At 70.3% G+C, this 25,187-nt stretch carries 25 protein-coding genes; 2 read left to right on the top strand and 23 right to left on the bottom strand.

Annotated elements, in window-relative coordinates:
• Window positions 1–23: 23 nt before the first annotated feature.
• The 23 genes from IAE24_RS08125 to IAE24_RS08015 all read right to left on the bottom strand — a co-directional run bounded on the left by IAE24_RS08125 (window position 24) and on the right by IAE24_RS08015 (window position 23,827).
• Window positions 24–935 carry an acyltransferase domain-containing protein gene (locus tag IAE24_RS08125; protein ID WP_199960159.1) on the bottom strand — a complete coding sequence of 304 codons (912 nt, stop codon included), beginning with the start codon at window positions 933–935 and terminating at the stop codon, window positions 24–26.
• Window positions 932–1,792 carry a triphosphoribosyl-dephospho-CoA synthase MdcB gene (gene mdcB, locus IAE24_RS08120; protein WP_199960158.1) on the bottom strand — a complete coding sequence of 287 codons (861 nt, stop codon included), beginning with the start codon at window positions 1,790–1,792 and terminating at the stop codon, window positions 932–934. Before mdcB ends, IAE24_RS08125 begins: the two co-directional genes overlap by 4 nt.
• The gene (gene mdcG, locus IAE24_RS08115) at window positions 1,789–2,487 is read right to left on the bottom strand and encodes a malonate decarboxylase holo-[acyl-carrier-protein] synthase (protein ID WP_233626138.1); all 699 of its coding nucleotides are present in this window, start codon (window positions 2,485–2,487) and stop codon (window positions 1,789–1,791) included. Before mdcG ends, mdcB begins: the two co-directional genes overlap by 4 nt.
• 14 nt (window positions 2,488–2,501) lie before the next feature.
• Complete coding sequence (locus tag IAE24_RS08110; protein ID WP_097203377.1) at window positions 2,502–3,203, bottom strand: biotin-independent malonate decarboxylase subunit gamma; 702 nt, start codon at window positions 3,201–3,203, stop codon at window positions 2,502–2,504.
• Between the two features lie 5 nt (window positions 3,204–3,208).
• On the bottom strand, window positions 3,209–4,126 hold the full coding sequence (locus IAE24_RS08105; RefSeq protein ID WP_199960156.1) for a biotin-independent malonate decarboxylase subunit beta: 918 nt from the start codon (window positions 4,124–4,126) through the stop codon (window positions 3,209–3,211).
• On the bottom strand, window positions 4,123–4,455 hold the full coding sequence (gene mdcC, locus IAE24_RS08100; protein WP_199960155.1) for a malonate decarboxylase acyl carrier protein: 333 nt from the start codon (window positions 4,453–4,455) through the stop codon (window positions 4,123–4,125). The genes IAE24_RS08105 and mdcC overlap by 4 nt, the downstream gene beginning before the upstream one ends.
• A 10-nt stretch (window positions 4,456–4,465) precedes the next feature.
• Complete coding sequence (gene mdcA / locus IAE24_RS08095; RefSeq protein ID WP_199960154.1) at window positions 4,466–6,148, bottom strand: malonate decarboxylase subunit alpha; 1,683 nt, start codon at window positions 6,146–6,148, stop codon at window positions 4,466–4,468.
• Window positions 6,149–6,212: 64 nt separating this feature from the next.
• Entirely contained in the window at window positions 6,213–7,586 is a 1,374-nt protein-coding gene (locus IAE24_RS08090; protein ID WP_012203696.1) for an SLC13 family permease, read from the bottom strand.
• 167 nt (window positions 7,587–7,753) lie between these two features.
• Entirely contained in the window at window positions 7,754–8,668 is a 915-nt protein-coding gene (locus IAE24_RS08085) for a LysR family transcriptional regulator (protein ID WP_012203697.1), read from the bottom strand.
• A 101-nt stretch (window positions 8,669–8,769) separates the two neighbouring features.
• A complete protein-coding gene (gene ssuD / locus IAE24_RS08080; RefSeq protein WP_012203698.1) occupies window positions 8,770–9,924 on the bottom strand; it encodes an FMNH2-dependent alkanesulfonate monooxygenase in 1,155 nt (384 codons plus the stop codon).
• The gene (locus IAE24_RS08075; RefSeq protein WP_199960153.1) at window positions 9,921–11,087 is read right to left on the bottom strand and encodes a sigma-54 interaction domain-containing protein; all 1,167 of its coding nucleotides are present in this window, start codon (window positions 11,085–11,087) and stop codon (window positions 9,921–9,923) included. Before IAE24_RS08075 ends, ssuD begins: the two co-directional genes overlap by 4 nt.
• A 9-nt stretch (window positions 11,088–11,096) precedes the next feature.
• Window positions 11,097–12,278, bottom strand: coding sequence for an acyl-CoA dehydrogenase family protein (locus tag IAE24_RS08070; RefSeq protein ID WP_012203700.1), 1,182 nt, complete (start codon window positions 12,276–12,278; stop codon window positions 11,097–11,099).
• Window positions 12,275–12,898 carry an FMN reductase gene (gene msuE / locus IAE24_RS08065; RefSeq protein WP_123692857.1) on the bottom strand — a complete coding sequence of 208 codons (624 nt, stop codon included), beginning with the start codon at window positions 12,896–12,898 and terminating at the stop codon, window positions 12,275–12,277. Before msuE ends, IAE24_RS08070 begins: the two co-directional genes overlap by 4 nt.
• 271 nt (window positions 12,899–13,169) lie before the next feature.
• Window positions 13,170–14,480: an acyl-CoA dehydrogenase family protein gene (locus tag IAE24_RS08060; protein ID WP_199960152.1), complete on the bottom strand. Its 1,311-nt coding sequence runs from the start codon at window positions 14,478–14,480 to the stop codon at window positions 13,170–13,172.
• 88 nt (window positions 14,481–14,568) lie between these two features.
• Entirely contained in the window at window positions 14,569–15,933 is a 1,365-nt protein-coding gene (locus tag IAE24_RS08055; protein ID WP_013803957.1) for an LLM class flavin-dependent oxidoreductase, read from the bottom strand.
• A gap of 25 nt (window positions 15,934–15,958) precedes the next feature.
• Window positions 15,959–16,783: a MetQ/NlpA family ABC transporter substrate-binding protein gene (locus IAE24_RS08050; protein WP_012203704.1), complete on the bottom strand. Its 825-nt coding sequence runs from the start codon at window positions 16,781–16,783 to the stop codon at window positions 15,959–15,961.
• A gap of 25 nt (window positions 16,784–16,808) precedes the next feature.
• On the bottom strand, window positions 16,809–18,086 hold the full coding sequence (locus IAE24_RS08045; RefSeq protein ID WP_199960151.1) for an SfnB family sulfur acquisition oxidoreductase: 1,278 nt from the start codon (window positions 18,084–18,086) through the stop codon (window positions 16,809–16,811).
• Between the two features lie 5 nt (window positions 18,087–18,091).
• Window positions 18,092–19,384: an SfnB family sulfur acquisition oxidoreductase gene (locus IAE24_RS08040; RefSeq protein ID WP_199960150.1), complete on the bottom strand. Its 1,293-nt coding sequence runs from the start codon at window positions 19,382–19,384 to the stop codon at window positions 18,092–18,094.
• Window positions 19,385–19,467: 83 nt separating this feature from the next.
• Window positions 19,468–20,130 carry a methionine ABC transporter permease gene (locus IAE24_RS08035; RefSeq protein WP_012203707.1) on the bottom strand — a complete coding sequence of 221 codons (663 nt, stop codon included), beginning with the start codon at window positions 20,128–20,130 and terminating at the stop codon, window positions 19,468–19,470.
• Window positions 20,102–21,295, bottom strand: coding sequence for a methionine ABC transporter ATP-binding protein (locus IAE24_RS08030; RefSeq protein ID WP_199960149.1), 1,194 nt, complete (start codon window positions 21,293–21,295; stop codon window positions 20,102–20,104). Before IAE24_RS08030 ends, IAE24_RS08035 begins: the two co-directional genes overlap by 29 nt.
• A 22-nt stretch (window positions 21,296–21,317) precedes the next feature.
• Complete coding sequence (locus tag IAE24_RS08025) at window positions 21,318–22,124, bottom strand: MetQ/NlpA family ABC transporter substrate-binding protein (RefSeq protein ID WP_013803953.1); 807 nt, start codon at window positions 22,122–22,124, stop codon at window positions 21,318–21,320.
• A 47-nt stretch (window positions 22,125–22,171) separates the two neighbouring features.
• Complete coding sequence (locus IAE24_RS08020) at window positions 22,172–22,987, bottom strand: MetQ/NlpA family ABC transporter substrate-binding protein (protein ID WP_016449091.1); 816 nt, start codon at window positions 22,985–22,987, stop codon at window positions 22,172–22,174.
• A 267-nt stretch (window positions 22,988–23,254) separates the two neighbouring features.
• Window positions 23,255–23,827 carry a MarR family winged helix-turn-helix transcriptional regulator gene (locus IAE24_RS08015; protein ID WP_013803951.1) on the bottom strand — a complete coding sequence of 191 codons (573 nt, stop codon included), beginning with the start codon at window positions 23,825–23,827 and terminating at the stop codon, window positions 23,255–23,257.
• A gap of 174 nt (window positions 23,828–24,001) precedes the next feature.
• Here IAE24_RS08015 and IAE24_RS08010 point away from each other — a divergent pair, with 174 nt between their 5' ends.
• Together IAE24_RS08010 and IAE24_RS08005 are read left to right on the top strand one after the other, a co-directional pair.
• On the top strand, window positions 24,002–24,460 hold the full coding sequence (locus tag IAE24_RS08010) for a VOC family protein (protein ID WP_013803950.1): 459 nt from the start codon (window positions 24,002–24,004) through the stop codon (window positions 24,458–24,460).
• Window positions 24,461–24,499: 39 nt separating this feature from the next.
• Entirely contained in the window at window positions 24,500–25,186 is a 687-nt protein-coding gene (locus tag IAE24_RS08005) for a flavin reductase family protein (RefSeq protein WP_199960148.1), read from the top strand.
• Window position 25,187: the final 1 nt, after the last annotated feature.

Raw genomic sequence — 25,187 nt, 5'->3', positions numbered from 1 at the left:
CTCAGGCGCAAGGCCCCGGGGCGTCAGTCCCCGCAGTGCCGGCCTATCCAGCCGGCAATGGCCGCCGCGCTGCGGAAGTCGTCGCAGGAGCGGGCCGGAATGTCCGGATGGCGCTGGTTCCACAGGCGTGCCAGCGCCTGGCCGGGGCCGATTTCCAGAACGCACCGCACCTGGCGTGCGGCAATGCTGTCCATGCAGTCGTCCCAGTGCACCGTGCCCGCTATCTGCTCGGACAGCGCCGTCCGGGCGCCTGCGGCGTCACGCACCCGCCGGGCCGTGTTGCTGAACAGCGCCACGGCGGGCGCGTGCACGGCCACCTGGCCCAGGTCCTGTGCGAAGGCCTGGGCGGCCTGGCGCATCCAGGGGGTGTGGGACGCCACCTGCACGCGCAGCCGGGTGGCATGCGCGCCCTGGCGCACTGCCAGCGCCTGCGCCTGCTCCAGCGCCGCATGGGAGCCGCCCAGGATGAGGTTCTCTGGGCCGTTGCGTATGGCCACGGCCAGCCCGGTCGTCTCCAGCAGGGCGGCCATGCGTGCGGGCGGCAGGCCGCTGACGGCCAGCAGCCCGCCGCCGGGCATCTGCTGCGCGCAGCGGTCCATGGCCGCCGCGCGGCGCGCGGCCAGGGCGACGATGTCGCAGGCATCCAGCGCGCCCGCGGCACCGAATGCGGGCAGTTCCCCCACGCTGTAGCCCGCCACGGCCGAAGGCGCGGGCAGTTGCGGGGACAACTGCATCCACGCGGCCATGGCCAGGCCCGCCAGCAGGGGCTGGGCCACGGCGTTGGACTCGGACCACGGCGCATCCGCCAACCTGTCGCGCCAGTGCGCAACCTGCAGCTGTTCGCAGACTGCCTGTGTCCATGCATCGTCCGCCAGCCAGGGGAGCATGGCGGGATGCTGCGTACCCTGGCCCGAAAACAGCAGTGCAAAGCTCATGGCCGCTCGCAGACACGCAGCACCCAGCAGGCCGCCGCCAGGGTATCGGCCGCGCCGCCCGGCGAAAGGCGGCGCGCCACGAAATCGTCGCAAATGGCCTGCGCCCTGGACAGGCCTTCGGGATGCGCGCAGCCGCCCGCCTGGAGAAAGCGCCGCGCGGCATCCTGGCCATGGCGCAGCCCCTGCATGCCCGCGCGGTGGGCGAGGTTGCAGTCGTCCAGCACCGCCATGATGTGGAACAGGGCCTGCAGCCGCGCCAAGGGAGCGGGCAGCCCGCTGGCATGCGCTCTGGCCAGCGCCGGCACGGCGGTGTCGAACAGGATGGGGAAACCCAGGGCCGCCTCCTGCGAGGCGCCCCGCAGGCCGTGGCGGCGCGCGGCGATGCCGCCGGGCAGGGCGGAGGCCCGCAGGCTGCGCTGGTGCAGCGCCTCCCCCCAGTGGCGGCACAGGGCCTCGCGCAGCCATGCGGCGCCGGGAATGCAGGCCTGCGCGGCCAGCACCGCGCCGCCGGCCGCGCACAGCAGACCCAGCATGAAGACGGCGCCACGGTGGGTGTTGATGCCGCCGGTGGCGGCCAGCATGCGCTGCTCCGCCTCGATGCCCAGGCGCTCCAGCACGGGAAACGATGCGCCCTGGCTGCCTGCCTGGGCCATTTTGGGGAAGTAGCTGCGCAGCGCGAACAGGCTGCGCATGAAGCTGTGGGCATCCATGTCGTCATGGCTGCCGCGGTCCACCAGGGTCACCAGGCCGGGCTTGGGCGTCAGCGACAGCTCGTCGTAGAGGGCCAGCGTGGCCGCGCGGCCGATATGCCCGGTCGATGGCAAGGCCCGGGCCGGGTGGAGAAGGGCAGGTTTCATGCAGGAACTCCAGGCGCCGCAGCCGACGCACACCATTCATGGTCTTCACGCAGTGCCACCCCGTGCAGGCCCTTGACCAGGACCGATCGCACCCTGCCTGCACGCCAGGCGGCCCATTCGCGCCAGGCCACGGCCCAGCCGCCGGGAAACACCAGCTCGGCATCCACGCGCGGGCCGTCCTGCGGCATGGCCTGCAGCAGGCTGGCCAGCCGATCGCCCTGTTCGGCGCCATCGACCGGAACCCAGAGGTCGATGTCCGAGCCTGGCCGCAGATAGGGCAGGCCCGTGATGCACTGCCACCCGTGGCTGCCGAAGACAAAGCCCGTCGCGCCGGCAGCGCGCAGGCAGTGCTGCAAGGCGCCGTATGTGGCGAGGGGCGAGGCCGAGTACGAGATCGTGTGCGAGGCCATCAGCCCATCCAGCGAGGGAAATTCGCGGGTGCCCATGGCCGCGCCGCGCGCCACATCGAAGCCCATGCGCCGCCGCTGCCAGCGCCCGGGCGCAGGCAGGCCCAACGCCATCAGGCCGGCGGCGGCATGGTCGGCCGACTGCCGCGCGACCACCAGCGGCAGTGCATGGTCGCGCCAGTGCGTGAGGATCTCGCGCGCCTGCGCATCCCAGGGGCGCTCCAGCAGGTCCGCCCAGGCCTGCGGGCCCAGGTCCACCAGCTGGTGGCGGTGCAGGGTGTCCAGCATGCTGCGGCCTGCCTTCATCCAGCGGCCAGGACGCGCTGCACCACCTCGGCGGCCAGCTTGCGGCCGCCGCGCTCGGCACCGTCCAGTGCGCGCATGTCCTCGCGCGGGCTGTGGGCCAGGGCGTCGCGCAGCGCCGCCTGCAGATCGCCTTGCCACAGGCCGCGCACGCCGCCCATGGCCACGTAGTTGCCCACGCCGGGCGCGAACACCGGGTTGGACTCGGACAAGGCATTGAGCAGGGACTCGGGCAGCTTGGTGATGCGCGACATGGCGGGGATGCGCATCACGCGGATCTCGGCCTCGGGCAGGGCGTAGCAGGCATCGGCGATCAGGCCCGAGGTGATGAAGCCGCCCGACAGCGCCTGGTCATAGACCAGGCCGATGACGCGGTGGCCCCGGCGCCGTGCCAGGTCGATGCAGGTGCCCAGGTGGGCCATGGCACGGTTGATGCCCAGCAGCTCGTCATGGCGGCGCAGTTGCTGGCCCTGCGTGTCGATCAGCAGCACGATGGGGCGGCCAGGGTGCGCGCCGACCGTCTCCAGCACCACCCGGGCCTGGGCCAGGGCCAGCCGCACGCCGATGGGCGCGTGGCCCGTGGTGCCGACGATGGTGAGGGGCTGGCCATCGAACACTGCGTGGCCTTCGAGGAAATCGCCGTTGGCGTGAATCTGGTGGCCCGGGCCGAACAGGTGCTCGGCAAGTGTGTTCCATTGCATGGCGGCTACTCCTGTGAAATGCCCGTGGCGGGCGTCGTGCGCAAGGCCCGCACGGCGGCGGCGTCCAGGTCGGGCACGCGCCAGGCGTCGGGCACGCCCAGGGCCTGCCACAGGCGCATGGCCTCGTCCTGCGGGCCGATGGCGCTGTCCGCCTTGAGGGCATCCAGGGTGTCCAGCCGCGCGCGCAGCAGCGCATGCTCCTGCAGCATTCCTTCAAGGGTGACCGGGCGGGAGTGGTCCAGCGCGGCGATGGCGGCGGTGCGGAAGGCCTCGACATCGTCGGCCACCAGCGCATCGCAGTCGCCGCACAGCCAGCGGTGCTTGCCGCCCGTGGTGCGCCAGACCAGGGCGCGGTCGCGCGCATCGAATTCATCGACGCCGTGCGAGGCCTCGATCACCTCCGGTCCCGACATGGCCAGGCGGCCGATGTCGCTCATCACCACCTGGTCGGCGCAGCGCGCCACGATGCCCATGCCGCCGAAGCAGCCGTTGGCCCCGCCGATGAGGACCACCACAGGGATGCCCGAGGCGCGCACGTCCAGCAGGGCGCGCATGACCTCCGACACCGCGATCAGCCCGGCATTGGCCTCATGCAGCCGAACGCCGCCCGACTCGGCCAGCAGCAGCACGGCCGCGGGCCGCTCCAGCAGGGCGCGGCGCAGCAGGCCCACGAGCTTGGCGCCATGCACCTCGCCCACGCCGCCACCCATGAATTCGCCCTCCTGCGCGGCCACGAACACCGTGCGCCCGCCCAGCAGGCCCCGGCCGATGGCCACGCCGTCGTCAAAGGCGCTGGGCACGCCCAGCTGTGCCAGATGCGGGCTGGTCAGACGCTCGGAGGGCGGCAGCCATTCATGGAAGCTGCCGGCATCCAGCAGCTTCGCCAGGCGCTCGCGCGCCGTGCATTCCGCGTAGCTGATCATGGCTGGCCTCCCTGCAGTTCGGCCAGGGCCTGGTCCAGCCGCAGGCTGACCACGGCCGGCGTGGCCCCCATGTCGTTGATGGACACGCGCACGCCGCTCACGGGGTGGCGTTCGCGGAAATCCTCCACCACGGCCTGCCAGATGGCGCCGAAGCCGTGTGCCGAGGTCTGCACCTGCACTTCGCAGCCATCGCCGCCCGTGCTCTCCAGCATCACCTCCAGGTTGCCCGAGCCGACCACGCCGACCAGGACGGGGGCAAAGGCGCCGGCCGGCCGGCCGCCTGCGAAGCAATAGCTCAGGGACTCCAGCCCTGCGGGTATCTCGCTCATATCGTCTCTCCTACCAGTTCCTGAATCGGCGGGGAGGCTGGTACAGCCCGCCCGAGGCCTGGGCCAGATCGCGCATGCTGCGCGCGGCCAGCAGATTGCGCGTGGCCTGGCGCGGGTCGATGCCCAGGTCCTGCGGACGGCGGATCACCCCGCGGTCACGCAGGTTCTCCACCATGCGACGGTCGCGCGCCAGGCCCACGGCCGTGTAGCCGGCCACGCCGCGGATGGCCTGCTCGCGCTCTTCGTCGCTGCGGCACAGCAGCAGGTTGGCAATGCCTTCCTCCGTCAGGATGTGGGTCACGTCCTCGCCGTAGATCATGATGGGCGGCAGGTCCATGCCGGCCTGCTCCTGCAGCGTCCAGGCATCGAGCCGCTCCACGAAGGCGGGCTGCATGTGCTCGCGGAAGGTCTCCACCATCTGCACCACCAGCTTTTGCCCGCGCGGCGTGCCTGCCGCGCCGCTGCGGCCCGTCCGCGCCTCGCGCCCGGCCTTGAGCCAGGCGGCGCTGGCGTGGCGCCGGCCGCGCGCGTCCGCGCCCATGTTGGGGGCGCCGCCGAAGCCGGCAATGCGCCCCAGCGTCGCGGTGGAGCTGTTGCCGTCCAGGTCGATCTGCAGCGTCGAGCCGATGAACAGGTCGCAGGCATAGTGGCCCGCCGCCTGGCAGAAGGCGCGGTTGCTGCGCAGGCTGCCGTCGGCGCCGGTGAAGAACACGTCCGAGCGCGCCCGGATGTAGTCCTCCATGCCCAGCTCGGAGCCGAACGAATGGATGGACTCCACCCAGCCGGCCTCGATGGCCGGTATCAGCGCCGGATGCGGGTTCAGCGCCCAGTGCCGCGCAATGCGGCCCTTCAGCCCCAGCGATTCGCCATAGGTCGGCAGCAGCAGCTCGATGGCCGCCGTGTCGAAGCCGATGCCGTGGTTCAGGCGCTGGACCTCGTACTCGGCGTAGATGCCCTTGATGGCCATCATGGCCATCAGCACCTGGATTTCGCTGATCTGGGCCGGGTCGCGCGTGAACAGCGGCTCGATGACGTTGGGCCGGGGCGCCTGCACGACGAAATGCACCCAGTCCGAGGGAATGTCCACGCGCGGCAGCGCCGTGGTGGTGCCATCCACCATCTCGTTGACCTGGGCGATGACGATGCCGCCCGAAAAGGCCGTGGCCTCGACGATGGCGGGCGTGTCCTCGGTGTTGGGGCCGGTGTACAGGTTGCCCTGGGCATCGGCCGCGTGGGCCGCCACCAGGGCCACCTTGGGCGTCAGGTCCACGAAGTAGCGCGCGAACAGCTCCAGGTAGGTGTGGATGGCCCCGATCTCCAGCTGCCTGGCCGAGACCAGCTTGGCCAGCCGCGCCCCTTGCGGGCCGGAGAAGCTGAAGTCCAGCCGCCGCGCGATGCCGTTTTCAAACACATCCAGGTGCTCCGGCAGCGCCAGCACCGACTGCACCATGTGCAGGTCGTGCACCTGCTGCGGATCGAGCTGGACCAGGGCGCGGGCCAGGAAGTCGGCCTGCTTCTGGTTGTTGCCTTCGAGGCAGACGCGGTCGCCGGGCGCCAGCACGGCGTGCAGCAGCTCGGTGATGGCGCCGGCATCGACGCGCTTGCCGGCCAGGCGCGGCCCGAGGGCGGCCCGGGCGCGCGCCAGCCTGGCGGCGCGCTCCCCGGCTTTGAGGTTCCAGGAGGGGTCAGTCATGGGATATCAGGGGTTGGCGTGACATGGAGGGGGCAGGGGGCGGGCGTTCCGTCGAAGTGCCTGGCTAGAGGACCACGAACAGCAGCCACACGAGCAGCGGCGCCACCAGGGTGACAAGGCCGCCGTAGACCATCAGCTGGCGGAAGAAGCGGTCGCGGTCCACGCCCTTGGCATTGGCCAGGACGAGGGCGCCGTTGGTCGAGAAGGGGCTGACATCCACGATGGTCGAGGACACGGCCATGGCCGCGATGAAGCCGACGGCGCTCACATCGGAGCCACCCTGCAGGAAGGGCACAGCCAGCGGAATCAGCGAGCCCAGCACCGCCGTCGAGGAGGCGAAGGCCGACACCACGGCGCCCACGAAGCACAGCAGCAAGGCCGCCACCAGGGGCGAGGTCAGCTGCGCCACGCTGTGGCCTACGAAGTCGATGGTGCCCATCTTGTCCATCACGCCCACATAGGTGCTGACACCCACGATGAGCATGATCTCGGGCCAGGACACCTGGCCCAGCGCGCGTTTTTGCAGGTTGGGCGCCATCAGCGTCAGCACCAGGCCGATGGTGATGGAGACAAAGCCGATGTCCTGCTTGAAGAACAGGGTGAGGACCGCGAGCGCCAGCAGGCCGACCACGGTGGCCACCTGGTAGCTGCGCGATTGCGGGGCGGCGTCCTGTTCAGGGGCGGCGCGCATCAGCGAGTCGCTGGAGCGTGCAGCCGTGTTGCGCTCCTCGGACAGGGCCTCGCCTTCGGCGTCGCCATACACCTGGGCGCCGCCCTGGGCATGCGAGACGCGCGGCGTGGCGGGCACGCTGCCATCGGCATCGGCCTTCATGCGCATCAGCCGGGCGCCGCCCATCAGGAAGAACAGCAGCACGGCCACGGCCAGGTTGACCCCCATGCTGGCCAGCATGGTGGCCATCTCGTTGAGCGGCAGGCCCGCCTTGGCCACGATCTTGTTGGTGATGCCGCCGTAGATGCTGATGGGCGAGAAGCCGCCGCCCTGCGCGCCATGGATCACCAGCAGACCCATCATCAGCGGATTGATGCCGTACTTGGCGGCAAAGCCCAGGGCAATGGGCGCGATGATGGCCACGGCCGCAGGGCTGACGGCGCCCACCGCCGTCAGCAGGGCCGCAATGAAGAACATGATCCACGGTATGGCGGCAATGCGCCCGCGCACGGCGCGCACCGCCATGCGGACCAGCCAGTCGATGGTTCCGTTGTTCTGCGCCAGCGCGAACAGGTAGGTGATGCCCGCCAGCGTCAGAAACAGGTCGGCGGGAAAGCCGCCAATGATGGCCTTGGTCCCCATGCCGGCCACCAGGGTGCCGACCAGGAAGGCCCCGACAAAGGCCAGCAGGCCCATGTTGATGGGCAGTGCCGTCGCCAGGACGAACATGCCTATCAACGCGCCAATCGATATCCAATGGGAATTCATGCGATGTCTCCGGTTTTTTATGCGCCTGCAATACGTGTGCATGCTGGTATGCACGGTACGCGGCGGCCCGGAGCGCATCAATAAAGCGCGAGCGCCAACAATTACGCAGAGAGAAACAATGAAGGGTTAACCCGGCGAAGCGGGGCTGTCGCCCCCGGCACGGCGGGTCAGCCGAGCTGCCCGTCCGCGAGCCGGCACACGCTGAGCAGGGCCAGCAGGTTGGGGTCGCGTTCGCGGGAGCGCAAAAAGGTCAGCACGATGGTCTGGCGCATCAGGTACCTGGCCTGCAGCGGTATCAGCTGCACCTTCTGCGGCATCACGCCGCGCACCCGCCCGGGCAGCAGCGTGTAGCCGACGCCGCCGCTGACCAGGTTCATCAGCGAGAAGATGTCATCCGTCTTCATCACCACGTTGGGCGTGAAGCCGGCCACCCGGAAGGACTCGATGAAGCCGCCATAGGTCGCAAAGCCTTCGCCCAGGCTCACGAAGTTCTCGCGCGCCATGGCGCCCAGATCGACCTCGGCCAGATGCGCATAGGGCGAGCCCACGGGCGCGGCAAAGAAAATGTCGTCCTCGAACAGCAGCTGCGTCTGCATGTCGGCGGCGTTGTCCGGCATGGCCATCAGCGCCGCGTCCAGCGTTCCGTTGCGCAGCCGCTCCAGCAGGCCGGCGTTCGAGCCCAGCACCAGTTCGGTCTGCAGATCGGGGCGGCGCAGCTTCAGCGCCATCACCAGCGCCGGCACGGTGCGGTTGGTCAGGGAGTACAGCGAGCCGATGCGGATGCGGTCCGCCGAGTAGCCTGCCACCTCGCGCGTGGCGCGTATGCCCTCGGACATGGTGGCCAGCACTTCCCTGGCGACATCGGCCAGGGTCTGCGCTGCCTCGGTGGGCTTGAGGTTGCGCCCCTCGTGCCGGAACAGGGCGCAGCGCATGCCGGCCTCCAGCGCGTGCAGGGCGCGGTGCACGCTGACCGAGCTGGTCTCCAGCCGTTCCGCCGTCTTGGCGAGATTGCCTGTCTCCAGGAAGGCGAGCAGCACCTCGAGTCTGCGGAAGGTTATTTCGTCATCGATTCTCAGGCTCATGGCAACGTCACGCTCTCATCGTGGGGGACGGGCGGATTGTGGCGTTGATCGCGTTGCGTGCACAGACTCCGGTCTGTCCGGGGGCCGGGGCCCCGGGCGGCTCACGATGCGGATTGGCTGCGCTGGATGCTGCGGATGTCGAAGGCGCCGCCGGTCTGGGCCTGGTCGCTGGTGGTGACGGCCCGCTTGCCGAGCAGGGGGAAGACCAGCTCGGCAAAGCGGATGGATTCCTCCAGGTGCGGGTAGCCCGAGAGCACGAAGCTGTCCGCGCCCAGCGCGGCGTACTCGCGCAGGCGCTCGGCCACGGTGGCGGCATCGCCGACCAGGGCCGTGCCCGCGCCGCCGCGCACCAGGCCCACGCCGGCCCAGAGGTTGGGCGCCACCTCCAGCCGGTCGCGCCGCCCGCCGTGCAGCGCGGCCATGCGCGACTGGCCCACGGAGTCCATGCGCGCATAGCCGGCCTGGGCGCGGGCGATGTCCTCGTCGGTGAGCTTGCTGATCAGGCGCTCGGCATCGGCCCAGGCCTCCTCGTTGGTCTCGCGCACGATGACGTGCAGCCGCACGCCCAGGCGGACCTGGCGGCCCTGCTGCGCGGCGCGGCGGCGGATGTCGGCGAACTTTTCGGCCACGGCGGCGGGGGGCTCGCCCCAGGTGAGGTAGGCGTCCACCTGGCGCGCGGCCAGGTCGTGGGCGGCGTCCGAGGAGCCGCCGAAGTACAGCGGCGGATGCGGCTTTTGCACCGGGGGAAAGAAGTTGCGGCCCTGCTTGACCTTGAAGTATTTGCCGTCGAAATCCACGGCCTCGCCGGCGAGCAGGCGGCGCCAGATGGTGAGGAACTCATCGGCATAGGCATAGCGTTCGTCGTGGGCCAGGAAGATGCCGTCGGCCTCCAGCTCGGTGGCATCGCCCCCTGGCACCACGTTGAGCAGCAGGCGCCCGCCCAGGGCCTGGTCCAGCGTGGCGGCCTGGCGCGCGCTGGACACGGGCGCGCCCAGCGAGGTGCGCAGGGCCACCAGCAGCTTGATGCGCTGCGTGACGGGCACCAGGCTGGAGGCGACCACCCAGGGGTCCAGGCAGGAACTGCCGGTGGGAATCAGCAGGCCGTCGTAGCCCAGCTCCTCGGCCGTGACGGCGATCTGGCGCATGTAGGCGTTGGTGGGGGCGCGGCCGAAGTCGGAGGTGCCGAGGTAGCGCGTGTCGCCCGAGGTGGGCAGGAACCAGAAGATGTCTGGCGATGCGTGGGGGTCTTGGCTCATGGGATCTCCGGGGACGATGGAAAAGACGGTGGCGCGGCCTCGCCCGGCACCTGGCCCAGGCGCTGCAGCCGCGCGCGCACCACGCTGCGGCTGATGCCCAGCTGGCGCGCGGTCTGCACCTGGTTGCCGCGGTTGCGCTGCCAGGCCTTGAGCAGCAGGGCGCCCAGCACGTGCTGCTCCAGGCCTTCGGCATGCACGTCGCACAGGCTGTCCAGCGCTTCGCCCAGGGCCAGTTCGGCGGCGGCGGCCTGGGCGCCGTGTTCGGCCTCGCGTGTGGGGACGGGATCGGGCTCGCCCTGGCTGCTGGCGATGTGCAGGTCGCCCGCGCCGATGTGCATGCCCTGGGTCAGCAGCAGGCTGCGGTGGATGACGTTCTCCAGCTCGCGGCTGTTGCCGGGCCAGTCGTGTTCCAGCAGCTTGCGCTGCGCGTCCTGGCTCAGTGCCATGGGCGCGTAGCGCATGCGCTGGCAGTAGCTCGCGATGAAGTGGCGCGCCAGCGGCAGGATGTCGGCCGGGCGCTGGCGCAGCGGCAGCACGGTGAGGGTGACGACATCGAGCAGGTAGTACAGGTCTTCGCGAAAGCGCCGCGCCGCCACCTTGGTGTGCAGCGGCGCGCTGCTGGCCGCGAGCACGCGCACATCGGCCGGCGTGCGCTGGCTGGCGCCGATGCGGGTGACCGCCTTGTCCTGCAGCACGCGCACCAGCTTGCTCTGGATGTGCAGGGGCAGGTCGTCGATCTCGTCCAGCAGCAGGGTGCCGCCGTGGGCGTCCTCGAAGCGGCCGGGCAGGTTGCCGAAGGCACCCGTCAGCGCACCGCTTTCGTGGCCGAAGAGCTCGGCGTTGATCAGGGCCTCGGACAGCGCGCCGCAGTTGACGGCGACAAAGGGGCCGTGGCGGCGCGGGCTCAGGCGGTGGATGTGGCGGGCCACCATTTCCTTGTCGGCGCCGCTGTCGCCCAGGATGAGGACGCCGGCCTCGCTGGCGGCCACCTGTCCCATGGTCTTGAGCAGGGCCTGCGAGGCCGGGTCTTGCAGTATCCACGGCGCGGGCGCGGCGCCGTCATCGTGCGCGGCAGAGGTTGCGGGCGCAGGCACGGTTGCAGGTACGGGCGCAGGTGTTGCCGAGGACTTGCCGGGCGGCCAGGTGGGCAGACGGGTGTTCATGGCGCGGCGTCACGAGTAGAAGCTGGGCTGCGGATGGGTTCCGTTGAGCACCCAGTCGCCCAGCTCCTGCAGCTTGTAGTGCAGCGGGTCGTGCAGCGTCTGCGTGCGCAGGTTGCGCCAGAAGCGGTCAAAGCGCAGCGCCGCGTGCGTGGCGCGCGCGCCCGTGGCCTCGAAGATGCGGCTGGACAGGTCCAGCCCCGAGCGCGTGGTGGCAATCTTGGCGGCCGTCACGGCCACGGCGACTTCGCCGCGCTCGTGGGCGGTCAGCGCCGGGCCACGGCGCCAGGCGGCGTCAAAGCGCTGCGCGGCCTGCAGGGTCAGCAGGCGCGCGCCTTCCAGCGCGGCCCACAGCTCGCCATACAGCGCCTGGATGTGGGGGTCTGCGCCGGCCGCATCGGCAGGGGACTTGAACCAGGGCCGCGCCTCGTTCAGCGTGTAGCCGCGCGCCTGCTCCAGCGCACCCTGGGCAATGCCCAGGAACAGATGGGCCAGGATGAGCTGGGCCAGCAGCGGGCGCAGCGCGGCATGCGGCGTGGACAGCGGGCCGGGGTCCAGCAGCAGCTCTGCCGCTTCCACGCGCACGCGCTCGAACAGGGCCGAGCCGCTGTCGGTCTGGCGCTGGCCCATGTTGTCCCAGTCGCGCAGCAAGGTGATGCCCGTGCGCTCCGTGGGCACCACGCCGATCAGCAGCTGGCCGCTGTCGGCATCGATGGCCGAGGCCACCAGCATCTGCGAGTCCAGCGCGCCCGAGGTAAAGCTTTTCTTGCCCGAGAACTCCCAGTGGCCGGGCTGGCGCGTGGCCGTGGTGCGGCGGTCCAGAGGGTTCAGCGTATTGCCCCAGAACCAGCGGTGGCGTGCCGTCTGCAGCAGCCAGGGCCGCCACTGGGCGGGCTGGCCGAACAGCTGCACGGTGGCCAGGTGCAGGTGCTGGAAGCCGTAGACATGGGCCAGCGAGCCGTCTGCCGTGGCCAGGATGCGCACCGTCTCCAGCGTCTGCACCCAGTCCGCGCCCAGGCCGCCCAGCTCGCGCGGAATGCTCAGTGCCAGCAGGCCGCTGGCGCGCAGCGCATCGCGCTCGGCCTTGGGCGTGCCGCCTGCAGCATCGCGCCGGGCCGCCGTGGCGGCAAGGCGCTGCGCCAGATCCTGCGCAGTGGCTATCGGGTCCGCAGGGACGGCCTCTGCCTGGCTCACGCGGGCTGCCCGGCCAGGGCCAGGTCGGCGGCTTCGGGAACAGGCGGCTGTGCCTGGGCCTGGGCCTGCACCAGCTGCTGCAGCGCACCGCGCAGCACCGGGGCCGACAGCTGCACGGTCAGCTCGATGCGCTGGCGCAGCGATTCGCTGTGGACCTGGCCGTCCTGGATGTCCTCGGGCGTGGAGTACACGCCAATGGGCAGGGTGAGGGCCGAGAAAAAGCCGAACAGCGGACGCAGCTGGTGGTCCAGGATGAGGGCGTGGCGCGGGCTGCCGCCGGTGGCGGCCAGCAGCACGGGCGTGCCCTGCAGCGCGTCCAGGTCGATCAGGTCGAACAGGTGCTTGAGCAGGCCAGGCAGGCTGGCGCGGAAGACCGGCGCGCCGACGATCAGGAAGTCGGCCTGCTCGATGGCTTCGATGGCCTGCAGCGTGGCCGGCGGCAGGTCGTTCTTGGACAGGGCCGCGCCCAGGTGGGGCTGCAGGTCCAGCAGGTCGATGACCTGTGCCTGCAGCGGCAGCTCCTGGCCCAGGCGGGCATGCAGGGCGTCCAGCAGGACACGGGTGCGGGAGGGGCGGCTCAGGCTGCCATTGACGATGACAGTCTTCAGCGATCGGCTCATGGAAACTCCTTGGCGTGGGTTCCAGGAGGCAGCGCGGCATGCGGTTTGCGAAGACTGCCAGCCCGGACGAGGTGGGATGGATGCCTTCATTACAGGGCCGAACGCCGGTATGGCGAAAGAAACTTAACGCATTTGCTTATCGGTTTGGGTGCCTTGGCAAGTGCTTGTTTCTGAAAGGGATTTTGTGGCGCATGGCATGTGCTAATGCGTTCTGGCGATATGCGCACGGCCGCTGCGCCTGTCCCTGCGCAGCGCGGCCGTGCAAGGGCCTTCAGCCCGCCACGCCCGTCACGCCCGTCACGCCCACGTGCCAGTAGTAGATGGGGTCGGCGCCGTTGAGCAGGATGTCGCCCGCCGAGCGGGCCTTGTACAGCACGGGGTTGTGCGAGGCCAGGGTGCGCGCATTGCGCCAGTGGCGGTCCAGTGCCAGGTCTTCGGACAGGGCGCTGGAGCCGCCCACCTCGAACAGCCGCGCGGCCGCCTGCAGCACGGGATCGACCACGGCCACCTGGGCCTGGGCCGTGCGCAGCTCCAGGGCGTGCAGCTGCTGCAGCGGCACCTCGCGCCCGGCCTCGCGCTCGCGCGCGATGCGGCCCAGTTCGGCGGCCACGTCGGCCACGGCCAGTCCTGCGATGTAGGCCGTGCCGGCCAGCTGGCCGACGATGTGCTGCACCAGCGGATCGTCCTTGGGCAGGGTGGCGCTGCCGTGGCTGAACACGCGGCGGCGCGCCTGCACATAGGCGATGGCATCGCGCTGCAAGGCCCGGGCAATGCCGGCCAGGGTGGCCAGGTGGGCCAGCTGGAAATAGGCCACCAGGGGCGTGGGCTGGGCGCGCGGGAAGCGGATCACGGCGTCGTCGGGCACGCGCACCTGGCTGAGCACGGTGGTGCCCGAGCCGGTCAGGCGCTGGCCAAAGCCGCGCCAGTCATCGAAGCGCTGCACGCCGGCCTCCGAGGTGGGCACGACGGCGTGCACGGTCTGGTCCTCCTTGCCCGGCTCCACCGCGCGCGCCACCACGGTCACCCAGTCGGCATACAGCGTGCCCGTGCTGTAGAACTTGCGCCCGTCCAGCCGCCACCAGCCGGGCTGCGCATCGGGCACCAGGGTGGTCTGCAGCGTGCCCAGGGTGCCCGTGCCCACCTCGGTGGTGGCATTGCCGAACACGGCGCCGCGCGCGGCCAGCGGCAGCCAGCGGGCCTGGGTGGCGGCATCGCGGTCGATGAGCACGCGGTCCAGAAAGCCGAAGTGCGGGCGCAGGATCTGGGCGACGTTGGAGTCGGCCTCGGCCAGCTCGGTCCACAGCGCGAACAGCTGCTCCACGCTGGCGCCGGCCCCGCCAAGGCGGCGCGGCACGCGCAGCGCGGTGAAGCCGCTGTCACGCAGCCAGGCGATGGGTTCATGGGCCAGGCTGCGCGTGCGTTCGCGCTCGGCCGCACCCTGGGCGATGCGGTCGAACACCGGGCGAAAGCGCGCCTGCAGGGATGGCAGCGAGGGCGCGTCGGGATCGGCCGGGCCGTCTGTGGTTGGGCCGGGCGCCGCGTAGGCCGCAGGCTCGGTGGCGCAGGGGAGGGTGGTGGTCATGGCTTTGCAAATTCAAAGGCCCGCCAACCCGGCCTGCCTGCAAGGCAGGGCCGGGCCACGGGCCGGTGGGGGAGGGTGGCTAAGGACTTCAACGCCGCCAGCGCGCGGCGGCGTGGCTGGCGGGCAGGCGGTCGCCCTGGCCGAACAGGCGCTGGCGCAGCGTGGCGTCCTCGCCGTAGCTGGTGCGGTAGCGGCCCCGGTTCTGCAGCTCGGGTACGACCAGGCGGGCGAAGTCTTCCCAGGTCTCGGGCGCGACGATGCGGGTCAGGTTGAAGCCGTCGATCTCGCCCACGTCGATCCAGCGCTCCAGCTCGTCGGCCACCTGGGACGGGTCGCCCACGATGGTGGCGTAGCGGCTGCCCAGCGTGAACTGCTCCAGCAGCTTGCGCCGCGTGGTCCAGCCCTGCTTCTGCGCGGCCTGGGCCGCCGACTGGATGGCGTTGGTGTTGCCGAAGGAGATGGGGTCGTCCAGCCCGTACTGCGCAAAGTCCACGCCGGTGCTGGCGGCAAAGTGGGCCAGCCCGCTTTCCGCGCTGGCGTGGGCCAGGTAGTCGGCGTATTTCTCGCGCGCCTCGGCCTCGGTGCGGCCGGGCACCACGGCCACGCCGGCGTAGATCTTGATGTCCTCGGGACGCCGGCCCGCGTCCACGGCGGCCTGGCGCAGCTGGCGCGAGGCCTCGCGCGCGGCCTCGGGCGTGCGCGCGCCGATGAAGATGCCCTCGGCATGCCGGCCCGCAAAGCGCAGCCCGCGCGGCGAGGTGCCGGCCTGGAACAGCACGGGCGTGCGCTGGGGCGAAGGCGCGCTCATGTGGATGGCGTTGGCACGGTAGAACGGCCCCTCGTGCACCACCGGGTGCACCTTGCCGGGCAGGGCGTGGATGCGCCGCGCCTTGTCGGCGATCACGGCACCCTCTTCCCAGCTGCCTTCCCAGAGCTTGTAGGAAAGCTCCAGGAAGTCGTCGGCGCGGTCGTAGCGGCTGTCGTGCTCGGCCAGGCCGTCCTGGCCCAGTCCGCGCGCGCCGCTGTCCACATAACCGGTGACGATGTTCCAGCCGATGCGGCCGTTGGTCAGCTGGTCCAGCGTGGTCACGTCGCGCGCGAAGGTATAGGGCTGGTGCGCGCCCACGGTGGCCGTGAGGCCGAAGCCGATGTGCCGCGTCACCGCCGCCATGGCCGAGACCAGCAGCCAGGGGTTGTTGACGGGCAGCTGTATGCCTTCGCGCAGGGTCAGGTCCACGCCGCCCTGGTAGACGTCGTAGTAGCCGACCACGTCGGCGATGAAGATGCCGTCGAACAGGCCTTCCTCCAGCACCCTGGCGATGTGGGTCCAGTAGGCCAGCGTGCCGTACTCGGTGGAGCGGTCGCGCGGATGGGTCCACAGGCCGTGGTGTATGTGGCCCACGCAGTTCATGTTGAAGGCGTTGACGTGGATGTGGCGCTTGGCTTGCGTCATGGGGCGGGTCCTGCAGTCCGTTGCGTCAGTTCTTCAACCAGGCCAGGCGGTAGAGCTTCTGGTCGTTCAGGTAGAAGGCGTGGATGGTCTTGCGCACCACGTCGGAGTTTTTGTAGATGTCCAGGAAGCGGGCGATGCGCGGGTCGGCCGCGCGGTCGCTGCGGGCCACGAACTGGATGGCCCAGGAGTCGTCCTCGTAGCTGGTGTAGGCCAGGCCCTTGCTGGCATCGAAGGCCTTGGAGGCGATGATGAAATACGGAAAGCCCTGGGCCAGATCCACGTCGGGCGTGGTGCGCGCCAGCTGCGGGCCCTCGATCTCCACGAACTGCAGCTTCCTGGGATTGGAGACGATGTCCGCCTGGGTGCCCAGCAGCCCGGTGTCGGGGCGCAGCGTGATCAGGCCCGCGTGCTGCAGCAGGCGCAGGCCGCGGCCCACGTTGACGGGGTCGCTGGCAATGGCCACCTTGGCGCCCGTGGGCAGGTCGGCCAGGGATTTGTGGCGCGTGGAGTACAGGCCCAGATAGGACAGGATGCCCGCCTGCACGCTGGTGAACTTGAAGCCCTTGCTGCGCGCTGCATTGGCCAGGTAGTTGCTGTTCTGGTAGTAGTTGAGGTCGATGTCGCCCGCGTCCAGCGCCACGTTGGGCGTGGCCCAGTCGGTGAATTCCACCACCTGCACGTCCAGGCCCTGCTTCTTGGCTTCCTTGGCGGCGGCTTCCACCGAGTCCGCGAAGATGCCCGGCACCACGCCGATCTTCAGGGGCGCGGCCAGGGCGCTGCCCGCGAGCAGGGCAGCGCCCAGGAAGGCGGCCAGCCGGGGCCAGAGTGTGGGGGAGGTCGTTGTCATCATTGCATTCCTGTGTCGTTGATAAAGGTCAGAGCGCGCCATGGCGCGGCGGGCGTATGCCGTTGAGCACGTAGTTGCCCACGGCGTGGTATTTCCAGCGCACGGGGTCGTGCAGGGTGTGGGTGCGCGCGTTGCGCCAGAAGCGGTCCAGGCCCTGTCCCGCCAGGGTGGAGGCCGTGCCCGCCAGCTCGAACAGCTTGCTGCCCGCCAGCAGGCTGGCGCTGGTGCTCAGCGCCTTGGCCTGGGCCACGGCCACCGAGGCGGCGGCCACGCTGTCGTCCGTGGGCGCGCGCTGGGCGGCGTCCACGGCCAGGGCCGCGCGGGCCACCAGGGCATCGGCGGCGCGCAGGCGCACGTGGACATTGCCCAGTTGCTGCAGCAGCAGCGGGTCCTGCGTGGCGCTGGCCACGCCCGCGTCCACCCAGGGCCGCGCATGCTCGCGGATGAAGGGCAGGGCGGCCTGCAGCGCGCCGTGGCCAATGCCCGCGTCCAGGGCGGCATGGATGATCTGGGCGAAGGGGCCGATGGTGGTGGGCCGCTCGAAGGAACTGGTGAAGGGCACCACCCATTCGGGCTCCACGCGCACGCGGTCGAACTGCACCGAGCCGCTGCCCGTCACGCGCTGGCCGAAGCCATCCCAGTCGTCGGTGACGGTGACGCCGGCCGCATCGCGCGGGATGAAGACCAGATACATGCGCTCGCCTTGCCCCGGCGCCTCTTCCTGCGCGCTGACCAGGGTGGGAATCCAGTGCGCGAACAGGGCGCCCGTGCAATAGAACTTGCGCCCCTGCACGAACCATCCGCCGCTCTCGCGCAGCAGCCGGGTGCGGCGCTGGAAGTCGCGGTGGCCGATCTCGGCCAGCGCATTGCCCAGGCGCTCGCCGCGCAGCACACGGTCATAGAAGAAGGCCTTTTGCGCGGGCGATCCGCCCACGCGCAGCACTTCCAGCGAGTAGTAGTGGTTCTGCGGAATGTGGCCGAAGTTGCCATCGGCCGCCGCAATCAGGGCAATGGCCCGCGCCAGCGTGGCTGTGGACACGCCCGCGCCGCCGTACTCCCGGGGAATGGTGATGCCCCACAGGCCGCTCTGGCTGAACTGCTCCACCTCCTGCCAGGGCAGCAGGCGGTCGCGGTCGCGCGCCAGGGCGCCGGGGGCGATGAGGGCGGCAAAACTGCGGGCCGCTTCCAGGGCCTCGGTCTCGCTGCCGATGATGTGGGCGGGCCGGGCGGGAGGCGCTGCGGGAGCGGGCTGGCTGCCCGGTGTGGAGGCCAGGGCCTGCAGCTCTTGGGTCGATGTCTGTGTCATGGCGGTCAGTTCCACTGGTGGCGGCGCGGCAGGGCGCCGTTGAGCAGGTAGTTGCCCAGCAGGTGGTATTTCCAGCGCACGGGGTCGTGCAGCGTGTGCACGCGGGCGTTGCGCCAGTGGCGGTCCAGGCGGTGGGCAGCGCGGCTGGCCGAGGAGCCGGCCAGCGCGAACAGGTGCTCGCCGGCCTGCAGCGCGGCCTCGGTGGTGAGGATCTTGGCCTCGGCCACGGCCACCGAGGCCTGGGCGCTGGCCTGCTCGTCCACCGCGCCACCCGCCGCTGCAGCCAGCGCATCCAGCGTGCGCGCGGCCTCCAGCAGCACGGCATAGGCCGCGTCCACCTCGATCTGCAGCTGGCCGACCTCGTGGATGAGGTGGGGATCGTCGCTGGCACGCGCCACGCCGGAGTCCATCCAGGGCCGGCTCTTGTCGCGCACGAAGTCCACCGCGTCGCGCAGCGCGCCCTGGGCAATGCCCGCGTCGATGGAAGCCTGGATCAGCTGCGACACCGGGCCGGACAGCGAGGGCGTGGCCTCGAACTGCCAGGCAGGCACCACGTCCTCGGGCTGTACCTGCACCTGATCCAGCTGCACGCTGCCGCTGGCCGTGGTGCGCTGGCCGAAGGAGTCCCAGTCGTCGAACACGGTCACGCCTGGCGCATCGCGCCGCACCCAGACCTGCACGATGCGGCCTTCCTCGTCCTGGGCGCGAAACGGCACCCAGTGCGCGAAGGCCGAGCCCGTGGAGTAAAAGCGAGTGCCGCTGACGCGCAGGCCGCCTGCCGCATCGCGCGACAGGCGCGCCGTGGCCTCCAGCACATGGGCCGCGCGGCCCTTGCGCTCCGGCCCGGCATTGCCCAGGCGGTGGCCGGCCAGCACGTCGGCGAACCATCGGCGCTTCTGGGGCTCGCTGCCCATGTCCCGCAGGTTCTGCAGCACGGCGAAATGGTTCTGCGGAATCTGGCCCAGCGAAGGGTCGGCCGCGCACAGCGTGACGAAGACCTGGGCCAGCGTCTCGTACGAGGCGCCCAGGCCGCCGTAGGCGCGGGGCACGGTGATGGCGCCCAGCCCGCTGGCCGTGTGGCGCTCGATTTCCTGCCAGGGCAGGCGCCGCTCGTGGTCGCGGGCGGCTGCGTCCACGCGCCATTCATCGGCCAGGGCCTGGGCGGCTTGCAGGGCCTCGGCCTCGCTGGTGATGCGGTGCGGAGGGGAGGGCGGCAGGGGCAGGCGCCGCAGCGCCCCGCCCGGGGTGTGGTGTGTGTTGCCGGGCAAGGCTGCGCCCAGGGCATCCGGTGTGGTCATTCCGTGCCTCGTTGCTGAGTCGGTGGGGAGAGGGCCGCCAGGCGGCGGCCCCGGAGGGAAAGGCGTGGTGCCTGTTTTCAGCGTCAGCGGCTGCGCAGCCGGCGCACGTAGCGGTCGCCCAGCACCTGGACCACGGTGACCAGCGCGATCAGCACGGCAATCACCAGCAGCATCACCTGGGTGTCGAAGCGCTGGTAGCCGTAGCGGATGGCCAGGTCGCCCAGGCCGCCCGCGCCCACGGCGCCGGCCATGGCCGAGGAGCTGATCAGCGCCACCAGGGTGATGGTGAAGCCGCCCACGATGCCGGGCAGGGCCTCGGGCAGGTAGACGTGGCGCACGATGTCCCACTTGCGGCAGCCCATGGCCTGGGCGGCTTCGATGAGGCCGGGATCGACCTCGCGCAGGCTGACCTCGACGATGCGCGCAAAGAACGGCGTGGCGCTGATGGCCAGCGGCACGATGGCCGCCCACACGCCGATGGTGGTGCCCGTCACCAGCCGCGTGAACGGGATCAGCGCCACCAGCAGCACGATGAAGGGTGTGGCACGGAAGCCGTTGATCACGCTGCCCAGCGCACGGTGCGTGCGCGGCGAGGCCAGGAAGCCGCCGGGCGCGGTGACGATGAGCAGCACCGCCAGCGGAATGCCCGCCGCCAGCGCGATGCCGCCCGAGACGCCGACCATCATCAGCGTGTCGGCCAGCGCGTTGCCATAGCGCTCAATGGGAATGGACAGATTCAGCGACATATCCGAGATCCTTGATGTCATGCGCAATGGCCGCCGGGCCCTGCGTCAATGTGTGCCAGTCATGCGCGGCCGTGCCGCCGCCCAGCGCGATCAGCAGCTGCCCCTGGGCATGGCCCTGGATGCGGTCCACGCCGCCATGCAGCAGGCGCACTCGGCCGCCCAGGGCCTGGGCGATGCGCGGGAAGTCGGGCTCCAGCCCGTCCTCGCCGCGGTAGGTCAGCTGCAGGATGCGTTCGTGGCGGCCTGCGGGCGCGGTGCTCAGCAGGCGCTGGCGCAGGTCGTCGGGCAGGCCGTGCTGCAGCGGTGCCAGCAGGGCGCGCGTGGCCGGGTGCTGCGGGTTGCCGAAGACCTTCCAGACCTCGCCCAGCTCGGCGATGCGGCCCTGCTCCAGCACCAGCACGCGGTCGGCGATCTCGCGGATCACGCTCATCTCGTGCGTGATCAGGACGATGGTGATGCCCAGCTTGCGGTTGATGGTGCGCAGCAGCTCCAGGATGGACTGCGTGGTCTCGGGGTCCAGGGCGGAGGTGGCCTCGTCGCACAGCAGGATCTCGGGGTCGGTGGCCAGGGCGCGGGCAATGCCCACGCGCTGCTTTTGCCCGCCCGACAGCCGGCTCGGATAGGTGTCTGCCTTCTCCTGCAGGCCCACCAGGGCCAGCAGCTCATTGACCCGCGCATTGATGCGTGCGCGCGGCAGGCCCGCCACCTGCAGGGGCAGGGCCACGTTGTCATGCACCGTCTTGGCCGACAGCAGGTTGAAGTGCTGGAAGATCATGCCGATGCGCCGGCGCAGCTGCACCAGTTGCGATTCGTCCAGCGTGCCGATGTCCACGCCATCGACCCGCACCTGGCCGCTGCTGGGCTGCTCCAGCCGGTTGATGGTGCGCAGCAGGCTGGACTTGCCCGCGCCGCTGCGCCCGATGATGCCGAAGATGCTGCCCGGCGCGATCTCCAGGCTGATCGCGTCCAGCGCCTGTACGGGCCCGGCCGAAGACTGGTAGGTCTTGGCCACGCCGCTGAAGGCCACGGCGCCGGGTCCACGGATGGATTCCCGCGTGGTGCCGGCCGCTGCCGATGAGCGCCTGCCCGCGTCATGGGCCGGCCTGTCCGCCTCGTGGGCCGGCCTGTCCGCCAGGGGCTGCCTGGCTGCAATGCTGGTTGACATGGCTGAAGTCCTCCCCTGCCGCTCAGGGCTTGACCCAGGCCAGGTTGTACAGGCGCTTGTCGTTGGAGAAGGCGCGCTGGGCTTCGGCCTTCACCGCATCGGAGTTCTGGTAGATGCGGATGAACTTCTGCACCACGGGGTCCTGCGTGCGGTTGGCCTTGACCACGAACTGGATGGAAAAGCGCGCATCCTCGATGCCCGAATATGCAAGCCCGCTGGACGGATCGAAGGCCTTGGCCGCCACGATGAAGTGCGGGTAGCCCTGGGCGATGTCCACATCGCCCGTGATGCGCACCAGCTGCGGCCCCTCGACCTCGACGAAGCTGAGCTTCTTGGGGTTCTCGACGATGTCGTCCAGGCTGCCCAGGTAGCCCACGCCGGGCTTGAGCTTGATCAGCCCCACCTTCTGCAGCAGCAGCAGGCCGCGCCCCTGGTTCACGGGGTCGTTGGCAATGCCCACCTTGCCGCCCTGCGGCACCTGGGCGATGGCCTTGTGCTTGAGCGAGTACAGGCCCACGTTGGCCAGGATGCCCGTGCCCGCGCTGGCCAGCTTGTAGCCGTTCTTCTGGATGGCGTTGTCCAGGAAGGGCTGGTGCTGGAAGTAGTTGATGTCCAGGTCGCCCGAGTCCACGGCCACGTTGGGCGTGGTCCAGTCGGTGAACTCCACCACCTGCACATCGATGCCCTGGGCCTTGGCCTCCTTGGCGGCCACGGCCACCGAGTCGGCGTAGGCGCCGGGCACCACGCCGATGCGTAGCTTGTCGGCAGCGTGGGCGGAGAACAGGGCCAGGGCGGCCAGCGGGGCGATCAGGGCACGGGAAAGCTTCATCGGGATCTCCGGAAAAAAAGGTTCGAAAAAGGCAGGAAGGGGCCGCGTCACGGCTTGCGCCACGGCAGGCTGTACAGCCTGTCGTTGGCGGCGAATGACTTGTGGATCTGCGCCTGCACGGCGCCCGAGGTCTGGTAGATGCGCACGAACTGCGCAATGCGCGGGTCCCGGGCGTTGTCCTGGCGCGAGACGAAGCGGATGGCGTAGTACAGGTCGTCAATGCCCGAATACAGCAGCGCATTGCCGGCCACCTGCGGCCGCCCGGCGTTGACGAAGTGGGCCGGGTAGCCCTGGGCCAGGTCCACATCGTCCAGCGCGCGCACCAGCTGCGGCCCTTCGATCTCGACAAAGCGCAGCCTGCGCGGGTTGGACACGATGTCGTCCAGCCCCGCGCGCGGGCCCTTGCCTTCGCGCAGCTGGATCAGGCCGGCCTTCTCCAGCAGCAGCAGGCCGCGCCCCTGGTTGACGGGGTCGTTGGCCACGCCGACGCGCGCACCCTCTTTCAGATCGGCAAAGCGCTGGGTCTTGAGCGAGTACAGGCCGATGTTGGGCAGCAGGCCCGTGGCCACGCTGGTGAAGGCATAGCCGCGCTCGCGGATGGCGTTGTCCAGGAAGGCCTGGTGCTGGAAGTAGTTGAGGTCGATGTCGCCGGCCGCCAGCGCCGTGTTGGGCGTGGTCCAGTCGGTGAACTCGATGACCTGCACGTCCAGCCCCTGGGCGCGCGCCTCCTTGGCGGCGACCTCCACGGAGTCGGCCAGCGAACCGGGCGTGACGCCTATCTTCAGCGCGGCGGCCGCCGCAAGGCCGGGCAGCGCCAGCGTGGCGGCAAGCGACCAGAGCAATGTGTTTCTGCGCGTGGGCAAGGCGTGGTTCCTCCAGCTCGGCCAGGCCCGGCGCCGGCGCCCACATGGCGCCTGCCGGCATGGCCTCTGAAGGCATTGCAACACCCGGCCCCGGCGCGCACCACGACGGAATTCACATTTCCTTATAGCGAGCCATGCGCGGCGCAAGGCATTGATCGCAAAGGAAATTTTGCACAAGCAAGATTGAGCTTATGCCCGCGCGAAATATGGCACCGTGCCGGCTGCGCAGGCTTGCGGCAGCCAGGGCGGCCTGCCGCGCTCCCAGGATCAAACGCCCTGCTGCGCCTTCATCCTCGTCCAGGCCTTGAAGAGGATGGACTGCAGGCTGGCACGCTCGCCCTCGTCCAGGTAGTCGACCAGCGATTCGCACATGCGCCAGAAGGCCGGCAGCGCGCGGGCCAGCACCTCGCGGCCCTGGTCGGTGAGCGCCAGGTCGAAGCTGCGGCGGTCTTCCTGGCTGAGGCTGCGCGCCAGCAGTGAGCGCTTTTCCAGCCAGTCCAGCAGGCCCGTCACCGACGAGCGCGTCACGCCGACGTAGCTGGCGATATAGGACGGTGTGACCACCGTGTCGCCCAGCAGCCCGCGCTCGGCCAGGCCGAAGATCATGAGCACGTCGAGCTTGCTCTCGGACAGGCCGAACGCCTGCAGCGATGCGTTGGCGCGCTGCTCCACATCATCGGCCAGCCACAGCAGCAGCAGGCCCAGGCCGGCGGCCGGCGTGTCGGTGCCGGGCTGCGCGGTCTGGGCCATCAGGGCCAGGTGCGGGCGCAGCGCTTCGGGGGCGTTGGCGAGGGGGGTGGATTCGGGGGCCGGTGCGGCAGCGGTCTTGCGCGGACTCATGGGAGTGGATGAAAGCGGGTGAAACCGGGTTGAAGGCGGGTTGAAGGCGGGTTGAAGGCGGGTTGAAGCCGGGAGAAGAAAGGGCGGTTGATTTTACGGCTTTCATATATTACGCTTTGTGTATAGTACGTTAAGCGTATTATTTGGCGGCACACAAATCTGCAAGGACATCCCATGCCCATCAAAGTTCTGGAACTCCACCATGTCGGATTCGGCGTCAACCACGCCCAGGCCGACGCCATGCTCGACTTCTACCGCGAAGTGCTGAACCTGCCCCAGGACGCCGCGCGCTGGAAGATCCCCGGCATCTACGGCTCCTGGATCAACCTGCCCAACGGCAGCCAGTTGCACATCCTCGGCAGCGAGGGGCCGTCGCGCTATGCGCAGGGCCCGGGCAGGGACCCCGTGTCCAACCACATCGCGCTGGCCGTGGACGACATCCTCGGCGCCGAGCAGGAGCTGCAGGCGCGCGGCGTCGATTACTTCACGCTGGACAACGTGGCATCGCCCAGCCTCAAGCAGCTGTTCCTGCGCGACCCGGCCGGCAACCTGGTGGAACTGCACCAGTCCAATGCGCGCGCCCCCGGCATCGCCCAGGCCGAGCAGGACGCGGCGCGCGCCGGCAACGAGTGACGCGACGCCCTCCCTTTTTCCCTTTCCCTCCGGAATCCCATGTACTTTGAAATGCAATCGCTCAACAGCGAGCAGCGCAGCAACATCCTGCACTCCCTGGTTCTGCCCCGTCCCATCGCCTGGATCAGCTCGGTGGACGGGGACGGCACGGTCAACGTCGCGCCGTTTTCCTTCTTCAACGCCATGTCGGGCGATCCGCCGCTGCTGTGCGTGTGCATCGGCTCGCGCCAGGGCGTGCTCAAGGACACGGCGCGCAACATCGCGGCCACGGGCGAGTTCGTGGTGAACCTGGTGTCCGAGCCGCTGGCGCGCCGCATGGCGGTGACGGCCATAGAGTTCGGCCCGCAGGTGGACGAGTCGGCGCAGGCCGGCCTGGTCCTGGGCGATGCACGGCGGGTGAAGGCGCCGCGCATCGTGGACAGCCCTGCGTCCTTCGAGTGCCGCGTGCGCCAGATCATCGATATCGACGGCGTGCGCAGCCTGGTGCTGGCCGACGTGCTGGCCGCCCATGTCATGGATGCGGCCGTGGTCGATGGCGAGCTCATGTACTTCGACCCCGCGCCCATGGAGCTGATCGCGCGGCTGCAGAACCCCGGCTGGTATGGCCGCGTGGGCGATGCCTTCCAGATGCCCACGCCTTCGGTGGCGCAGTGGGATGCCATGCAGCGCCAGGGCGTGTCCGACAGCTACCTGGCCTGGGCCGACGATGGCGCCGCCGCGCGCTGAA

Origin of the sequence: Delftia sp. S65 (genome assembly GCF_016516495.1) — a bacterium.
GTDB lineage: Bacteria > Pseudomonadota > Gammaproteobacteria > Burkholderiales > Burkholderiaceae_C > Comamonas > Comamonas acidovorans.
The sequence above is the reverse complement of the archived record's forward strand: the minus strand, read 5'-3'. Positions and strand labels throughout refer to the sequence as shown.

What these genes read in the sequence shown, in the direction of transcription:
- IAE24_RS08125 (WP_199960159.1), bottom strand. Translation starts at nt 935, where the DNA reads ATGAGCTTTGCACTGCTGTTTTCGGGCCAGGGTACGCAGCATCCCGCC.
- mdcB (WP_199960158.1), bottom strand. Translation starts at nt 1,792, where the DNA reads ATGAAACCTGCCCTTCTCCACCCGGCCCGGGCCTTGCCATCGACCGGG.
- mdcG (WP_233626138.1), bottom strand. Translation starts at nt 2,487, where the DNA reads ATGCTGGACACCCTGCACCGCCACCAGCTGGTGGACCTGGGCCCGCAG.
- IAE24_RS08110 (WP_097203377.1), bottom strand. Translation starts at nt 3,203, where the DNA reads ATGCAATGGAACACACTTGCCGAGCACCTGTTCGGCCCGGGCCACCAG.
- IAE24_RS08105 (WP_199960156.1), bottom strand. Translation starts at nt 4,126, where the DNA reads ATGATCAGCTACGCGGAATGCACGGCGCGCGAGCGCCTGGCGAAGCTG.
- mdcC (WP_199960155.1), bottom strand. Translation starts at nt 4,455, where the DNA reads ATGAGCGAGATACCCGCAGGGCTGGAGTCCCTGAGCTATTGCTTCGCA.
- mdcA (WP_199960154.1), bottom strand. Translation starts at nt 6,148, where the DNA reads ATGACTGACCCCTCCTGGAACCTCAAAGCCGGGGAGCGCGCCGCCAGG.
- IAE24_RS08090 (WP_012203696.1), bottom strand. Translation starts at nt 7,586, where the DNA reads ATGAATTCCCATTGGATATCGATTGGCGCGTTGATAGGCATGTTCGTC.
- IAE24_RS08085 (WP_012203697.1), bottom strand. Translation starts at nt 8,668, where the DNA reads ATGAGCCTGAGAATCGATGACGAAATAACCTTCCGCAGACTCGAGGTG.
- ssuD (WP_012203698.1), bottom strand. Translation starts at nt 9,924, where the DNA reads ATGAGCCAAGACCCCCACGCATCGCCAGACATCTTCTGGTTCCTGCCC.
- IAE24_RS08075 (WP_199960153.1), bottom strand. Translation starts at nt 11,087, where the DNA reads ATGAACACCCGTCTGCCCACCTGGCCGCCCGGCAAGTCCTCGGCAACA.
- msuE (WP_123692857.1), bottom strand. Translation starts at nt 12,898, where the DNA reads ATGAGCCGATCGCTGAAGACTGTCATCGTCAATGGCAGCCTGAGCCGC.
- IAE24_RS08060 (WP_199960152.1), bottom strand. Translation starts at nt 14,480, where the DNA reads ATGACCACCACCCTCCCCTGCGCCACCGAGCCTGCGGCCTACGCGGCG.
- IAE24_RS08055 (WP_013803957.1), bottom strand. Translation starts at nt 15,933, where the DNA reads ATGACGCAAGCCAAGCGCCACATCCACGTCAACGCCTTCAACATGAAC.
- IAE24_RS08050 (WP_012203704.1), bottom strand. Translation starts at nt 16,783, where the DNA reads ATGATGACAACGACCTCCCCCACACTCTGGCCCCGGCTGGCCGCCTTC.
- IAE24_RS08045 (WP_199960151.1), bottom strand. Translation starts at nt 18,086, where the DNA reads ATGACACAGACATCGACCCAAGAGCTGCAGGCCCTGGCCTCCACACCG.
- IAE24_RS08040 (WP_199960150.1), bottom strand. Translation starts at nt 19,384, where the DNA reads ATGACCACACCGGATGCCCTGGGCGCAGCCTTGCCCGGCAACACACAC.
- IAE24_RS08035 (WP_012203707.1), bottom strand. Translation starts at nt 20,130, where the DNA reads ATGTCGCTGAATCTGTCCATTCCCATTGAGCGCTATGGCAACGCGCTG.
- IAE24_RS08030 (WP_199960149.1), bottom strand. Translation starts at nt 21,295, where the DNA reads ATGTCAACCAGCATTGCAGCCAGGCAGCCCCTGGCGGACAGGCCGGCC.
- IAE24_RS08025 (WP_013803953.1), bottom strand. Translation starts at nt 22,124, where the DNA reads ATGAAGCTTTCCCGTGCCCTGATCGCCCCGCTGGCCGCCCTGGCCCTG.
- IAE24_RS08015 (WP_013803951.1), bottom strand. Translation starts at nt 23,827, where the DNA reads ATGAGTCCGCGCAAGACCGCTGCCGCACCGGCCCCCGAATCCACCCCC.
- IAE24_RS08010 (WP_013803950.1), top strand. Translation starts at nt 24,002, where the DNA reads ATGCCCATCAAAGTTCTGGAACTCCACCATGTCGGATTCGGCGTCAAC.
- IAE24_RS08005 (WP_199960148.1), top strand. Translation starts at nt 24,500, where the DNA reads ATGTACTTTGAAATGCAATCGCTCAACAGCGAGCAGCGCAGCAACATC.